The 14,466-nt window shown below is 72.9% G+C and carries 13 protein-coding genes; 2 read left to right on the top strand and 11 right to left on the bottom strand.

The features are described 5' to 3' along the window. Positions 1-58 precede the first annotated feature (58 nt). Both pgl and HCJ92_RS15470 read left to right on the top strand, forming a co-directional pair. Positions 59-814, top strand: coding sequence for a 6-phosphogluconolactonase (gene pgl, locus HCJ92_RS15465; RefSeq protein WP_167934180.1), 756 nt, complete (start codon positions 59-61; stop codon positions 812-814). Between the two features lie 250 nt (positions 815-1,064). Then, complete coding sequence (locus HCJ92_RS15470; protein ID WP_167934181.1) at positions 1,065-2,528, top strand: alpha/beta hydrolase; 1,464 nt, start codon at positions 1,065-1,067, stop codon at positions 2,526-2,528. 33 nt (positions 2,529-2,561) lie between these two features. On the opposite strand, the gene pgi is transcribed toward HCJ92_RS15470, so the two are convergent. The 11 genes from pgi to HCJ92_RS25005 form a co-directional block, all read right to left on the bottom strand. Next, positions 2,562-4,229 carry a glucose-6-phosphate isomerase gene (gene pgi / locus HCJ92_RS15475; RefSeq protein WP_167934182.1) on the bottom strand — a complete coding sequence of 556 codons (1,668 nt, stop codon included), beginning with the start codon at positions 4,227-4,229 and terminating at the stop codon, positions 2,562-2,564. A gap of 100 nt (positions 4,230-4,329) precedes the next feature. After that, entirely contained in the window at positions 4,330-4,665 is a 336-nt protein-coding gene (locus HCJ92_RS15480; protein ID WP_167934183.1) for an RNA polymerase-binding protein RbpA, read from the bottom strand. A gap of 149 nt (positions 4,666-4,814) precedes the next feature. Continuing rightward, positions 4,815-5,042 (bottom strand): preprotein translocase subunit SecG, encoded by a 228-nt coding sequence (gene secG / locus HCJ92_RS15485; protein ID WP_420824719.1) that lies wholly within the window; start codon positions 5,040-5,042, stop codon positions 4,815-4,817. Between the two features lie 221 nt (positions 5,043-5,263). Beyond that, complete coding sequence (gene tpiA / locus HCJ92_RS15490) at positions 5,264-6,040, bottom strand: triose-phosphate isomerase (protein WP_167934185.1); 777 nt, start codon at positions 6,038-6,040, stop codon at positions 5,264-5,266. Positions 6,041-6,110: 70 nt separating this feature from the next. Next, a complete protein-coding gene (locus tag HCJ92_RS15495) occupies positions 6,111-7,337 on the bottom strand; it encodes a phosphoglycerate kinase (RefSeq protein WP_167934186.1) in 1,227 nt (408 codons plus the stop codon). 73 nt (positions 7,338-7,410) lie between these two features. Continuing rightward, positions 7,411-8,415, bottom strand: coding sequence for a type I glyceraldehyde-3-phosphate dehydrogenase (gene gap, locus HCJ92_RS15500; protein WP_167934187.1), 1,005 nt, complete (start codon positions 8,413-8,415; stop codon positions 7,411-7,413). Positions 8,416-8,685: 270 nt separating this feature from the next. After that, a complete protein-coding gene (whiA, locus tag HCJ92_RS15505) occupies positions 8,686-9,663 on the bottom strand; it encodes a DNA-binding protein WhiA (protein ID WP_167934188.1) in 978 nt (325 codons plus the stop codon). Continuing rightward, positions 9,654-10,697, bottom strand: coding sequence for a gluconeogenesis factor YvcK family protein (locus HCJ92_RS15510; protein ID WP_167934189.1), 1,044 nt, complete (start codon positions 10,695-10,697; stop codon positions 9,654-9,656). Before HCJ92_RS15510 ends, whiA begins: the two co-directional genes overlap by 10 nt. Next, complete coding sequence (gene rapZ, locus HCJ92_RS15515; RefSeq protein WP_167934191.1) at positions 10,697-11,593, bottom strand: RNase adapter RapZ; 897 nt, start codon at positions 11,591-11,593, stop codon at positions 10,697-10,699. Before rapZ ends, HCJ92_RS15510 begins: the two co-directional genes overlap by 1 nt. Before the next feature lie 160 nt (positions 11,594-11,753). After that, a complete protein-coding gene (gene uvrC / locus HCJ92_RS15520) occupies positions 11,754-13,820 on the bottom strand; it encodes an excinuclease ABC subunit UvrC (RefSeq protein ID WP_167934190.1) in 2,067 nt (688 codons plus the stop codon). Positions 13,821-13,941: 121 nt separating this feature from the next. Continuing rightward, positions 13,942-14,466, bottom strand: a 525-nt coding sequence (locus HCJ92_RS25005; protein WP_275942306.1) for an NADH pyrophosphatase zinc ribbon domain-containing protein, incomplete at its 5' end; no start/stop codon positions are given.

Raw genomic sequence — 14,466 nt, forward strand, 5'->3', positions numbered from 1 at the left:
CCGCCACCGAGGAGGCGACCGGGCCGGACGACGGACCGGGCGCCGGGGAGGTGCCCGCATGAGCGACTCACCCGAGGTGGTCGTCCACCGCGACACCGAGGTGATGGCGCACGCCACCGCCGCCCGGCTGCTGACGGCCCTGGCCGACGCGCAGGCCGCGCGCGGCACCGCGTCCGTGGTGCTGACGGGCGGACGCAACGGCAACGCGCTCCTCGCCGCGCTGGCCGCCTCACCGGCGCGGGACGCCGTCGACTGGTCGGCTCTGGACCTGTGGTGGGGCGACGAGCGCTACCTGCCGGACGGCGACCCCGACCGCAACGCCACGCAGGCGCAGGAGGCACTGCTGGGGAAGGTCGGCACGGACCCCGCCCGGGTGCACCCGATGCCCTGCTCCGACGGGGCGTTCGGTGCCGATGTGGCCGCCGCGGCGGCGTGGTACGCGCGGGAGTTGGCGGCGGCTGCCGGGCCCGGGGCGCCGCACGGCACCCCGGTGTTCGACGTGCTGCTGCTGGGTGTCGGCCCCGACACCCACGTCGCATCGCTGTTCCCGGGCCACGCGGGCTTCGCGGCGCGCGACACCTCGACGGTGGCCGTCACCTCCGCGCCCAAGCCGCCGCCGACGCGGGTCTCCCTGACGGTGCCCGCCATCCGGTCGGCCCGGCAGGTCTGGCTGCTGGCCGCCGGTGAGGACAAGGCCGACGCCGTGGCGCGGGCGCTGGCGGCGCAGGCGGACGGCGACGTCCCGGCGGCAGCCGCCCGCGGCCGGGAGCGGACGCTGTGGCTGCTGGACCGCTCGGCGGCCGGCACCGCCTGAGGCTCCCACGGCCAGAAGGCCCGGACACCCCACCCGGTGTCCGGGCCTTCGCCGTGCCGTGCCGCGGCGACGGGACGCCGCTCCCCCGTCGGCGAGGCCCGTCGCCGTGCGGGCGCCCGACGCAGTGCGGCCGTGTGGGCCGGCCCGTCGCGGGCAGAAGCGGTCGCACGCGGTACGAGCGCCGCGTGCGACCGAGCGGCGTTCCGCGGCGATGCCGAACGCCGACCCCCGGCAGGAAGGACACCTCTGCATGATCCACACACGCTCCGTCGGCGGCGCCGCGGCAGTGGCCGGAGCCCTGGCCCTCGCCCTCACCCATGCGCCCGCCGTACCTGCCGCGCAGGCCGCTGACGGCCCCGCGTGGGGCGACTGTCCCGGCGAGCCCCAGCGCGGCGTCTACTGCGCCACACTCGACGTTCCGCTCGACCACACCGACCCCGGCGCCGGCACCATCGAACTGACGCTGTCCATCACGGGCAGGGGCGACGCCCCGCGCACCCTGGTGGTCAACCCCGGCGGTCCCGGCGCCCCCGGCATCGGCACCGAACGCCAGGTGTGGTCCTCCCTCCCGCCCGAGGTGTCGGAGGAGTACAACGTCGTCAGCTTCGACCCCCGCGGCGTCGGCGCCTCCACTCCGCTGGAGTGCGGCGACGCCGACGGCGAGCCGCGGCGCCCCGCGCCGCCCTACGAGCCCGGCTCCGAGGCCGAGGAGACGGAACGGCTGGACGCCGCCCGCCAAGTGGCGGCGGAGTGCGGCGCCGAGGGCGCCGAGCTGCTGCCCCATCTCACCACCGAGAACGCGGCCCGCGACCTGGAGCTGATCCGCGCCGAACTGGGCCAGGACCGGCTGGACTTCCTCGGGTACTCCTACGGAACCCGCCTCGGCACCACCTACGCCACGCTCTTCCCCGAGCGGACCGGGCGGATGGTGCTGGACAGCGTCAGGGACCCGGAGGACGGCTCCTGGGAGGCCCAGTTCAAGCAGAACGACGCCTTCCAGCACCGGGCCGGGCAGTTCTTCGCCTGGGCGGCGGAGCACGACGACAGCTACGGCCTGGGCACCGACGAACAGGCGGTGACCGAGACCTGGGACGCCACTCGGGAGGAGCTGGCACGGGAACCGGCCGGTGGCCGCGCGGGGAGCGCCGAACTCGACGACATGCTGGCGTCGGCGATGTACACCGACGCCTCCTGGCCGAACCTGGCCGGCGCGGTCGCGGCGCACCGCGACGGCGAGTCGGGACGGCTGCTGGCGGCGGTCGACCAACTCGCCGAGCAGGGTGTGGACACCACACTGCTCGCCTACACCTGCACCGACGACGCCTGGCCCACCGCGTGGGACACCTGGCGTGAGGCGACAGCCGCCTCCGCCGAGGGCGCCCCGCACTTCGCCTGGCTGAACACCTGGTACAGCGCGCCGTGCGTGTTCTGGGAGGAGCCCGCCGGGGAGCCGGTGGAGATCGGCTCGGAGGAACTGCCGCCGATGCTGCTGGTGCACGCCGCGGACGACCCGGCCACCCCGCTGGCCGGGGCGGAGCGGATGCGGGAGGCGCTCCCCGAGTCGCGGCTGGTCGTCGTGGACAGTGGCAACCACGGCCAGTTCCTCTTCGAGGTCAACGACTGCGTGGACGACCTCGGCTTCCGCTACCTGCTGACCGGCGAGCTGCCGGAGTCGGGCACCACCTGCGAGGGCGGGCCCGCGCCGACCCCCTGACCGGGCAAGGAGGCGGCGACCCGGTGCGAGGTCTCAGCGACCGCGCAGCTCGCGGTAGCGCGCCACCAGCGCGGCGGTGGAGGGGTCGAGCCCGGGGACGTCCGCACCCTCGGTGAGGGCCGGCTCGACGCGCTTGGCCAGGACCTTCCCGAGTTCCACCCCCCACTGGTCGAAGGAGTCGATGTCCCAGACGGCCCCCTGCACGAAGACCTTGTGCTCGTAGAGCGCCACCAGCTGACCGAGGACCGAGGGCGTCAGCTCCGGGGCGAGGATCGTGGTGGTCGGCCGGTTGCCGGGGAAGGTGCGGTGCGGGACCAGCTCCTCGGCGACGCCCTCGGCGCGCACCTCGTCGGAGGTCTTCCCGAACGCCAGCGCCTGCCCCTGGGCGAAGAGGTTCGCCATCAGCAGGTCGTGATGGCCCGCCGGTCCGGCCGGCGTGCCGCTGACCGGGCGGGCGAAGCCGATCAGGTCGGCGGGGACGAGCTGGGTGCCCTGGTGCAGCAACTGGTAGTAGGCGTGCTGGCCGTTGGTGCCGGGCGTACCCCACACCACAGGGCCGGTCTGCCAGTCCACCGGACGGCCCTGCCGGTCCACCGACTTGCCGTTGGACTCCATGTCGAGCTGCTGGAGGTAGGCGGTGAAACGCCCCAGGTAGTGCGAGTAGGGCAGCACCGCGTGGGAGCGCGCGCCGTGGAAGCCGCCGTACCAGACGCCGAGCAGCCCCAGGAGCAGCGGCGCGTTCTCCTCCGGCGGCGCGGAGCGGAAGTGGTCGTCGATCAGGTGGAAGCCGGCGAGCATCTCCCGGAAGTTGTCCGGACCGATGCCCGTCATCAGCGCCAGGCCGATCGCCGAGTCGAAGGAGTAGCGGCCACCGACCCAGTCCCAGAACTCGAACATGTTGTCGGTGTCGATGCCGAACTCGGCGACCTTCGCCGCGTTGGTGGAGACGGCGACGAAATGCCGTGCCACCGCGGCCTCGTCACCGGCCGGCGCACCGAGCCCGGCCAACAGCCACTCCTTGGCGGAGGTGGCGTTGGTGATCGTCTCGATGGTGGTGAAGGTCTTGGACGCGACGACGAACAGCGTCTCGGCCGGGTCGAGGTCGTGCACCGCCTCGTACAGGTCGGCGCCGTCCACGTTGGAGACGAAGCGGACGGCCAACCCGCGGTCGCTGTAGGCGCGGAGCGCCTCGTATGCCATGGCCGGCCCCAGGTCGCTGCCGCCGATGCCGATGTTGACCACCGTGCGGATGCGGGACCCGGTGTGGCCCCGCCAGTCACCGGAGCGAACCCGGTCGGCGAAGACCTGCATCCGGGTGAGGACGGTGTGCACCGCGGGCACCACGTTCGTGCCGTCGCCCGCCACCGCGACCACGGCGTCGCTCGGGGTGCGGAGCGCCGTGTGCAGCACCGCGCGGTCCTCGGTGGTGTTGATGCGCTCACCGGTGAACATCGCGTCGCGAAGCCCGACGACGTCCGTGGCGACGGCCAGTTGCCGCAGAAGCCGCAGCGTCTCGTCGGTGACGAGGTTGCGCGAGAAGTCGATGTGGAGGTCGCCCGCACGGACCGTGAGGCGCTCGGCGCGCCCCGGGTCGGCGGCGAAGAGATCCCGCAGATGCGTGCCGGTCGACTCGGCGTGGTGGACGGCAAGCGCGCCCCACTCCGGCATCCGGTCCAGCCTGGCCCGTCCCACTGCGTTCATCGTGCGTATCGCCCATCCGTGTCGACGTCACCGATGGGGCACACGCTAGTCGATCACGGGGTGGCCGCCGGGGGCAGCGCGCGCGGATCCGGCCGCGCGCTCAGATCTCGCCGCGGAGCTTGGCGAGGGCCTCGGCGAGGATCGCCTCGCCGTCCGCCTCGCTGCGGCGCTCCCGCACGTAGGCGAGGTGGGTCTTGTAGGGCTCGGTCCGCGGCGGCGCCGGCGGATCGTCGCGGTCGGTGCCGGCCGGGAAGCCGCAACGGGGGCAGTCCCAGTGCGGCGGGACCTCCGCGTCGCTGGCGAAACTCGGCCGCGTCTCGTGCCCGTTGGCACACCAGAAGGAAATGCGCAGGCGCGGGGCGGAATCCCCGCGCTCGGCCTCGCCCATGGGCCCCGCCCCGACCCGGCTGCCCCGGATCGCGTTGCCACCTGCCACGGTCGTAACTCCCTGCCTCAGCTGCGGAAGAAGTCGCTTCAGTGTATGTGACGATGCCCGCGCGCACAGGGGGCTCACGCGTGCGGGTGAGTGGCCGCGGGGAGGGGCAACGGAAGCGCCCGGCCCCTCGCGGGAGCCGGGCGGTCCGCCTACTTCATCAGCAACCCGAGGGCCACGACGACCCCGAACCACAACAGCGCCACGACGATCGTCATGCGGTCGAGGTTGCGCTCGGCGACCGAGGAACCACCGACCGAGGACTGCATGCCGCCGCCGAACATGTCGGAGAGACCGCCGCCCTTGCCCTTGTGCATGAGCACCAGAAGCCCCAGCAGAAAGCTGAACAGGATAAGTGCGACCTGCAATCCGGTTTCCACGGAACGGACCTACTCTCTGGACGGACGAACGGGCCCAATGTACAGGCTGCGGGGTCCGCACTCACGGGTGCGGGCCCTTCTGGCTCCGTGCGGGTGCGCACGGTGGTGACGGCGGGGAACAGCCTACCCGCCGTCCGCCGCCCCGTACGCACCTCGGCGCCGGAACGTGACCGTCCGGTCACGTTCCCCGCGCCGGGCGGGCGGGACGGCGGACGCGGATCCTACTGATCCCGGAAGCGGACGATCCGCACGAACTCGTCGGCGTCCAGCGAGGCCCCGCCGACCAGCGCGCCGTCCACGTCGGGCTGCGACATGATCGCCGCGACGTTCCCGGACTTCACGGAGCCGCCGTACTGGATGCGCACGGCGTCGGCGACCTCGCGGTCGTACAGCTCGGCGAGCCGGCCGCGGATCGCCCCGCAGACCTCCTGCGCGTCCTCGGGGGTCGCCACCTCGCCGGTGCCGATGGCCCACACGGGCTCGTAGGCGATGACGACGGTGGCGGCCTGCGCGGCCGGGACCCCGTCGAGCGCGCCGTCGAGCTGGGTGAGGGTGTAGGGCACGTGCTCACCCGCCTTGCGGATGTCCAGCCCCTCCCCGATGCAGAGGATCGGCGTGACGCCGTTGGCGAAGGCGGCCTTGACCTTGGCGTTGCAGAGCGCCTCGTTCTCGCCGTGGTACTGGCGCCGCTCGGAGTGCCCGACCGCCACGTAGTGCGTGCCGAGCTTGGCGAGCATCGCGCCGGAGACCTCGCCGGTGTAGGCACCGGAGTCGTGGGCCGAGAGGTCCTGCGCGCCGTACTTGATCTTCAGCTTGTCGCCGGCGACGAGGGTCTGCACCGACCGCAGGTCGGTGAAGGGCACCAGGACGGCGACCTCGACGTGCTCGAAGTCGTCGTCCTCCAGGGTGAAGGCGAGCTTCTGCGTGTGGGCGATGGCCTCGAGGTGGTTGAGGTTCATCTTCCAGTTGCCCGCCATCAGGGGCGTGCGGGTGGTCATGACGGGTCCCCTACGGATCGGTGGTGGGCCGGTGCGGCCGGCCCGCTGGCGTGGGTGCGGACGCGCACCGTCAGTCCTCCAGGGCGACGAGCCCCGGCAGGGTCTTGCCCTCCAGGTACTCCAGGCTGGCGCCGCCGCCGGTCGAGATGTGGCCGAAGGCGTTCTCGTCGAAGCCGAGGAGGCGGACCGCCGCTGCGGAGTCGCCGCCGCCGACGACGGTGAACGCGGAGCTGTCCAGCAGGCCCTGGGCGACCGCCCGGGTGCCCGCGGCGAACTCCGGGTGCTCGAAGACACCCATCGGGCCGTTCCAGAAGACGGTGGCCGCGTCCGCGAGCTTGGAGGCGTACAGCGCACCGGACTCGGGGCCGATGTCCAGTCCCATGAGCCCCGCGGGGATGGCGTCGGCCGCCACGACCGCCGGGTCGGCGCTCGCCTTGCCGTCCAGGTCGGGGAAGGAGGCCGCGGCGACGACGTCGACCGGGAGCACGAACTCCACGCCGCGCTTCTCGGCGCGCTCCAGGTACTCGCGGACCACGGGCAGCTGGTCCTCCTGAAGCAGCGAGGAACCGACCTCGTGGCCCTGGGCCTTCAAGAAGGTGAAGACCATGCCGCCGCCGACCAGGATGCGGTCGGCGCGCTCCAGCAGGTGGTCGATGACGCCGAGCTTGTCGGAGACCTTCGCGCCGCCGAGCACCACGGCGTAAGGGCGGGCCACGTCGTCGGTGAGGCGGCGCAGCACGCCGACCTCGGTGGCGATCAGCTCACCGGCGGCGTGGGGCAGGCGGGCCGGCAGGTCGAAGACCGAGGCGTGCTTGCGGTGGACCGCGCCGAACCCGTCGCCGACGTAGAGGTCGGCGAGCTCGGCCAGCCGGTCCGCGAAGGCGGCGCGCTCGGCGTCGTCCTTGGAGGTCTCCCCCGGGCTGAACCGGAGGTTCTCCAGCAGCGCGACCTGGCCGTCGCCGAGGGCGGCAACGGTCGCGCGCGCGGATTCGCCGTCGGTGTCGGCGGCGAACGCGACGTCCTGTCCCAGCAGTTCACCCAGGCGTGCGGCGACCGGAGCGAGGGAGAACCGCGGGTCGGGCGCGCCCTTGGGGCGACCGAGGTGGGAGGCGACGACCAGCCGGGCGCCGGCACCCAGCAGCGCGCGGAGGGTGGGCAGCACCGCGCGGATGCGGCCGTCGTCGGTGATGGTGCGCGCGGCGGCCCCGTCGCCGGCGAGCGGCACGTTGAGGTCGGCGCGGACGAAGACGCGGCGGCCGGCCACGCCCTCCGCGATCAGGGTGTCGATCGTCTTCATGAAAGGGCTCCTGTCACGGCGCAGGGCCCGTGCTGTGCACGGACCCTGCCCCGACGTGATGTACCGGCCTGTCTCAGAGCTTCTCACCGACGAAGACGGTGAGGTCCACCAGGCGGTTGGAGTAACCCCACTCGTTGTCGTACCAGCCGACGATCTTGACCTGCTTGCCCTGGCTCATGGTGAGCTGCGAGTCGAGGGTGCAGGAGGCGGGCCAGTTGACGATGTCCGAGGAGACGATCGGGTCCTCGGTGTACTCCAGGACGCCCTTCAGCTCGCCGTCGGCGGCCTTCTGGAACGCGGCGTTGACCTCGTCGCGGGTCACCTCGCGGCTCAGCTCGACCACCAGGTCGGTGACGGAGCCGGTGGGGACCGGGACGCGCATCGCGATGCCGTCCAGCTTGCCCTTGAGCTGCGGGAGGACCAGCGCGGTGGCCTTGGCGGCACCGGTGGAGGTCGGGATGATGTTCTCCGCGGCGGCGCGGGCGCGGCGCAGGTCCTTGTGCGGGAAGTCCAGGATGCGCTGGTCGTTGGTGTAGGCGTGGACCGTGGTCATCATGCCCTTGACCAGGCCGAAGTTCTCGTCCAGGACCTTCGCCATCGGCGCCACGCAGTTGGTGGTGCAGGAGGCGTTGGAGATGACGTGGTGCTGCGCCGGGTCGTAGTCCTCGTGGTTGACGCCCATCACCACGGTGATGTCCTCGTCCGAGGCGGGGGCGGAGATGAGGACCTTCTTGGCGCCGGCGGTGAGGTGCTTGGCGGCGGCGTCGCGCTTGGTGAAGATGCCGGTGGACTCGATGACGATGTCCACGCCCAGCTCGCCCCACGGGATGTCGGCGGGGTCGCGCTCGGAGAGCACCTTGACGGTCCTGCCGTCGACGGTGATCGTGTCGGCGGTGTGCGTGACCTCGGCCTTCAGACGGCCCAGGATCGAGTCGTACTTCAGGAGGTGCGCGGTGGTCGCGGTGTCACCCAGGTCGTTGACAGCCACGATCTCGACGTCCGCACCCTGCTCCAGGAGGGCACGGAAGTAGTTACGGCCGATGCGGCCGAAGCCGTTGATTCCTACGCGGATCGTCACGAACCGATCTCCTCGTTGGTACGCCGGTGGCGACACCGGCGAAGCTGTTTGGGATGTCCCCGACCGTGTTCGACCCTACCGCGCCGGTCCTCGCGGTGCTCACACCGGTGGCGGGGTACCGGACACGCCGGCAGGGCGGTCGGGACACCGGCCGCACGGCGTCGGGCGGCGGTGCCGGGCACCTGCCCGGCGCGAGGCCGGACAGACACCCCGGCCGGGACGGCCGGCCCGCTCGCGGCGGGACGGTCGGACCCCGGCGGAGTCGGCGTGTCAGCCGACCATCTCCTCGGTGAGGCTCGACTCGGTACCGGCGATACCGAGGTCCTGGGCCCGCTTGTCGGCCATCGCCAGCAGCCGCCGGATGCGACCGGCGACCGCGTCCTTGGTCAGCACCGGGTCGGCCAGCGCGCCCAGCTCCTCCAGCGACGCCTGCTTGTGCTCCATGCGGAGCCTGCCGGCGGCGGCGAGGTGCTCGGGGACCTCCTCGCCCAGGATCTCCAGGGCGCGCTGCACCCGGGCGCCCGCCGCGACGGCGGCACGGGCGGAGCGGCGCAGGTTGGCGTCGTCGAAGTTGGCCAGGCGGTTGGCGGTGGCGCGGACCTCGCGCCGCATCCGCCGCTCCTCCCAGGCCAGGACGGACTCGTGGGCGCCGAGCCGCGTCAGCAGGGCACCGATCGCGTCACCGTCACGGACGACGACGCGGTCCACGTTGCGCACCTCGCGCGCCTTGGCGGCGATCTGGAGCCGCCGGGCGGCCCCGACGAGCGCGAGCGCGGCCTCCGGCCCGGGGCAGGTCACCTCCAGCGAGGAGGAGCGTCCGGGCTCGGTGAGCGAGCCGTGGGCGAGGAACGCCCCGCGCCACGCGGACTCGGCGTCGCAGGTCGCCCCCGAGACGACCTGCGGCGGCAGGCCGCGGATCGGACGGCCGCGGCCGTCGACCAGCCCGGTCTGCCGCGCCAGTTGCTCGCCGCCGGCGACGACGCGCACGACGTACCGGCTGCCGCGGCGGAGCCCGCCGGGGGCCATCACTACCAGGTCCGAGGAGTGTCCGAAGATCTCCAGGATGTCGCGGCGCAGCCTGCGCGCGGCGATGCCGGTGTCCAACTCGGCCTCGATCACGATCCTGCCACTCACCAGGTGCAGGCCGCCCGCGAACCGCAGGGTCGAGGAGACCTCCGACTTGCGGCAGCAGGTGCGCGTCACCGGCAGCCGGGAGATCTCGTCCTTCACCGCAGCGGTCATCGCCATGGGCCGATCCTTCCATGCATCCTGAAAATACGGTCGTACGCGGCGGCCAGCAGCTCCGGGTCGTGCCGGGGCGTGCCGTCCTGTGCGGCCACCGGGGCGAGCTCGACGGCGGCGCCGATCCGTCCGGCGGCGGCCTCCAGGCTGCCGAAGTCCGGCACGGCGTCCTGGTCGGCCAGCACCACGTCAAAGGTGAGTTTAGGGGCGTGTTGTACCAAAACCTCCACATGACGCTGCGGAGAGAAGCCCTCGGTTTCCCCGGGTTGCGGTGCGAGGTTGAGCGAGAGCACCCGTCGGGCCTTGGTCTCGGTCAGCGCCTGGAGCAGTTCGGGGACCAGCAGATGCGGGATCACCGAGGTGAACCAGGAGCCGGGGCCGAGCACCACCCAGTCCGCTTCCCTGACCGCGGCCACCGCCTCCGGCACCGCCGGCGGGTCGGCCGGGTCGAGCCGTACGCGCTGCACCTCGCCCGGGGTCAGTGCCACGGTCGCCTGGCCGCGGACCGAGGCGGCCTCCTCGGGGCGGACCGGGTCGTGGCCACGTACCAGGGCGGTGAGTTCCAGCGGGACCGCCGACATGGGCAGCACCCGGCCGTGCGCGCCCAGGAGCTTGCCGACCAGGTCCAGCGCCTGGACGTGGTCGCCCAGTTGCTCCCAGAGCGCGACGATCAGCAGGTTCCCGACGGCGTGGTCGTGCAGCTGGCCCTCGCTCTTGAAGCGGTGCTGCACCACCTCCGACCAGGTGCGGCCCCACTCGTCGTCGCCGCACAGCGCCGCCAGCGCCTTCCGGAGGTCGCCCGGGGGCAGCACGCCCAGTTCGTCGCGCAGCCTGCCGCTGGACCCGCCGTCGTCGGCGACGGTGACGACGGCGGTGAGTTCACCGGTGATGCGGCGCAGCGCGGTCAGCGAGGCCGACAGGCCGTGCCCGCCGCCCAGCGCCACGACCTTGGGCGCGGCCCCGCGCCGGCCGCGCAGCGGACGGCGGATGCGCGCGGCGCGGACGGGTCCCAGGCGCCGGGGCCTGGCTTCGGGAGGCATTACTCCCGTCCCATGTCCCGGTGCACGACGGTGGTCTCGACGCCCTCGTCGGCGAGGGTGCGCGCCAACCGCTCGGACATGGCGACGCTCCGGTGCTTGCCACCGGTGCAACCGACCGCGATGGTCACGTACCGCTTGCCCTCGCGGCGGTAGCCGGTGGCGATCAGCCGCAGCAACTCGGTGTAGCGGTCCAGGAACTCCTTGGCACCGGGCTGGTCGAAGACGTACCCGGCGACCTCGGGGCTGGTCCCGGTGAAGGGGCGCAGCTCCGGCACCCAGTGCGGGTTGGGGAGGAACCGGCAGTCGACCACGTGGTCGGCATCGACCGGCAGGCCGTACTTGTAGCCGAAGGACATCACCGTCGCGCGCAGCGCCGGCTCCCCTCCCTCGGCGAACTGGGCGTCCATCTTGGCCCGCAGCTCGTGCACGTTGAGGTTGGAGGTGTCGATGACGAGGTCGGCGTCGCCGCGCAGCTCACGCAGCAGGTCGCGCTCGGCGGCGATGCCGTCCACGATCCGGCCGTCGCCCTGGAGGGGGTGGGGCCGGCGGACCGACTCGAACCGCCGCACCAGGGCGTCGTCGGACGCCTCCAGGAAGACGATGCGCCGGGTCACGGTCTTCGCCGCCAGGTCGGAGAGCGATTCGCGCAGGTTGTCGAAGAAGGAACGGCCGCGCACGTCCACGACGACGGCGATCCGGGCGACGTTCCCCGCCGAGCGGGCGCCGAGGTCCACCATGGTGGTGATCAGCGCGGGCGGCAGGTTGTCGACGACGAACCAGCCGAGGTCCTCCAGACACTTGGCCGCCGTGGAGCGCCCGGCCCCCGACATCCCGGAGATGATCACCAGCTCGGGCGTGGTCAGGATCTCCTCGCCACCGGGTGCACCGTTGGCCATCAACTCGTCAGCACTCACGCCGATTCTGCTTTCTTCACTCATGGTGTCCTACCCCCGCCGTCGCAGTGCTCGATGAAGGGCGCACGGGCCGAGGTCGCGCTGCCGCCCGTCCGGTCGCGAAGCGCGGCCGTCTGATCCCGCCGCCGCGTACGCCGCTCGTTCAGTTCTCGATGATCTCACCGGTGGCCGTGTTGACGGCAGGTCGCGTGGACCCCGCCGCGAGCGCGGCAGCCACCTTCTCGGCGGTGTGCCGGCCGACGCCGGGCACCTCGCAGATCTCCTCCACTGTCGCCTCCCGGAGCCGTTTGAGCGATCCGAAGTGGCGCAGCAGCGCCTTGCGGCGGGTCTCGCCGAGGCCGGGGACCTCGTCGAGCGGCCCCCGCCGCACTGCCTTCGCCCGGCGGCCCCGCTGGTGGCGCAGCGCGAACCGGTGCGCCTCGTCACGTACCCGCTGGAGCAGGTACAACCCCTCGCTGGTCCGGGGAAGGATCACCGGGTCCTCGTCACCCGGGAGCCAGACCTCCTCCAGCCGCTTGGCCAGACCGCAGACCGCGACGTCGTCGATGCCGAGTTCGTCCATGGCCCGACGGGCGGCGGCCACCTGGGCGGGGCCGCCGTCCACCACCACCAGCTGCGGCGGGTAGGCGAAGCGGCGGGGCCTGCCGTCCTCGTCCCGGGGCCCGACCGGGGGGCTCTGCTCGCCCGGGGAGGCCGGATGCCCCGCCGCGGTGACGTCATCGGGGACGGGCAGCGCTGCCGAGGAGTGGTCGCCGGGGTCGCCGTCCACCCACTCGCCGGTCTGCTCCGTCTCCCGCAGGTAGCGGCGGAACCGCCGGGAGATCACCTCGTGCATGGCCCGGACATCGTCCTGTCCGGCGAATCCCTTGATGGTGAAGCTGCGGTACTCACTCTTTCGAGCCAGGCCGTCCTCGAACACCACCATGGAACCGACCACATCATCACCCTGGAGGTGGGAGATGTCGTAGCACTCGACGCGCAGCGGCGCGCTCTCCAGGTCGAGCGCCTCCGCGATCTCCTCCAGGGCGCGGGAGCGGGTGGTGAGGTCCGAGGCCCGCTTGGTCTTGTGCAGGGCGAGCGACTGCTTGGCGTTGCGTTCCACCGTCTCCAGCAGGGCGCGCTTGTCGCCGCGGCGCGGCACCCGCAGCTCCACCCGGGAGCCACGGCGGTCCGCCAGCCACTGCTCCAGGGACTCCGACACCTCGGGCAGCACCGGCACCAGCACCTCCCGGGGGACGCCGCCCGTACCGGCGGAGCCCCCGCCGTCGCCGGTCTCGTCGCCGTAGAGCTGCTGCACGGCGTGCACCACCAGTTCGGCGCTGCTGATCTCCTCGACCCGGTCGGTGACCCAGCCGCGCTGCCCCCGGACCCGGCCGCCCCGCACGTGGAAGATCTGGACCGCCGCCTCCAGTTCGTCCTCGGCGAGCGCGATCAGGTCGGCGTCGGTGGCGTCGTCGAGGACGACGGCGTTCTTCTCCATGGCGCGACGCAGCGCGTCGATGTCGTCCCGCAGCCGGGCGGCGCGCTCGAACTCCAGCTCCTCCGACGCCCGGCGCATCTCCGTCTCCAGCCGCCGCATGTGCCCGCCGGTGCGACCCGCCATGAAGTCGCAGAAACGCTCCGCGAGTTCGCGGTGCTCATCGGGCGTGACCCGCCCGACGCACGGCGCCGAGCACTTGTCGATGTAGCCCAGCAGGCAGGGGCGGCCCACCTGGTGGGCCCGCTTGAAGACCCCGGCGGAGCAGGTGCGCACCGGGAACGCGCGCAGCAGCAGGTCGACCGTCTCGCGGATGGCCCAGGCGTGGGCGTAGGGGCCGAAGTAACGGACGCCCTTCTTCTTGGGTCCGCGCATGACCTGGGCCCGGGGGAACTCCTCGTTCATCGTGACCGCGAGCGAGGGGTAGCTCTTGTCGTCGCGGTACTTGACGTTGAACCGGGGGTCGTACTCCTTGATCCAGGAGTACTCCAGCTGGAGCGCCTCCACCTCGGTGGAGACGACGGTCCACTCCACCGAGGCGGCGGTGGTCACCATCGTTGCGGTGCGGGGGTGGAGGTTGGTGAGGTCCTGGAAGTACGAGGAGAGCCTGCTGCGCAGGCTGATGGCCTTGCCCACGTAGATGACCCGGCGGTGCTCGTCCCGGAAGCGGTAGACGCCCGGGGAGTCGGGGATCTCCCCGGGGCGGGGACGGTAGCTGGTGGGGTCGGCCATGCTGCCACCCTACGGCGCGCCGCCCACAGTCCGTGTCGGTGGACGCACCCGGGCTCGGGGGGCGCCGGAGCCCGTCGCGGACCGCGGGCGGCGCCGTGGCGCGAGCCCGGTCCGGGGCCCGTCAGTGCCAGCCGAGGCGGAGCGCGGTGGTGACGTCCAGCGGGGACCGGCCCGCGAAGGCGGCCAGCAGCCCGGTCCCCTCCGGTGAGCGCGTCCACACCGGCCGTCCGGTGCTGACGTACCGGTTCCAGGCGTCGGCGTACCCCTCCACCAGCCGCCGGTTCTCCCCCAGCGCCGTGGGCACCGCGTGCTGCACCACGGCGTTGGGCGCGGCACGGAGGACCGCCGGCAGCCCCGGAGCGGGTGCCACGTAACGGGGCAGCAGGTAGCGGGGAGCGGTGACGACGCCGATCGCCTCGTCCAGCGCGACCGCGAACAGCTCCGAGGCAGCCGCTTCGGCGCCGGCCAGGCCGATCTGGTGGACGCCGTCGCCGTCGGGTTCGACCGTGACGGCGCCCGCGCCCCGGTCGGTCAGACCGGCGGCGGCGATCACGGTGCGTTCCCCGCAGCGGGAGCAGAAGCGGTGCATCCGCTGCCAGTTCTCCAGCGCGACGGCGTGGACCAGCAGTGCGGAGTCCCGCTCGCC

It is taken from the genome of Streptomyces spiramenti (genome assembly GCF_012034385.1).
Classification (GTDB): Bacteria; Actinomycetota; Actinomycetes; order Streptomycetales; family Streptomycetaceae; genus Streptomyces; species Streptomyces spiramenti.

What these genes read in the sequence shown, in the direction of transcription:
- rapZ (WP_167934191.1), bottom strand. Translation starts at nt 11,593, where the DNA reads ATGGCCAACGGTGCACCCGGTGGCGAGGAGATCCTGACCACGCCCGAG.
- HCJ92_RS15495 (WP_167934186.1), bottom strand. Translation starts at nt 7,337, where the DNA reads ATGAAGACGATCGACACCCTGATCGCGGAGGGCGTGGCCGGCCGCCGC.
- pgl (WP_167934180.1), top strand. Translation starts at nt 59, where the DNA reads ATGAGCGACTCACCCGAGGTGGTCGTCCACCGCGACACCGAGGTGATG.
- whiA (WP_167934188.1), bottom strand. Translation starts at nt 9,663, where the DNA reads ATGGCGATGACCGCTGCGGTGAAGGACGAGATCTCCCGGCTGCCGGTG.
- uvrC (WP_167934190.1), bottom strand. Translation starts at nt 13,820, where the DNA reads ATGGCCGACCCCACCAGCTACCGTCCCCGCCCCGGGGAGATCCCCGAC.
- HCJ92_RS15470 (WP_167934181.1), top strand. Translation starts at nt 1,065, where the DNA reads ATGATCCACACACGCTCCGTCGGCGGCGCCGCGGCAGTGGCCGGAGCC.
- pgi (WP_167934182.1), bottom strand. Translation starts at nt 4,229, where the DNA reads ATGAACGCAGTGGGACGGGCCAGGCTGGACCGGATGCCGGAGTGGGGC.
- HCJ92_RS15510 (WP_167934189.1), bottom strand. Translation starts at nt 10,697, where the DNA reads ATGCCTCCCGAAGCCAGGCCCCGGCGCCTGGGACCCGTCCGCGCCGCG.
- tpiA (WP_167934185.1), bottom strand. Translation starts at nt 6,040, where the DNA reads ATGACCACCCGCACGCCCCTGATGGCGGGCAACTGGAAGATGAACCTC.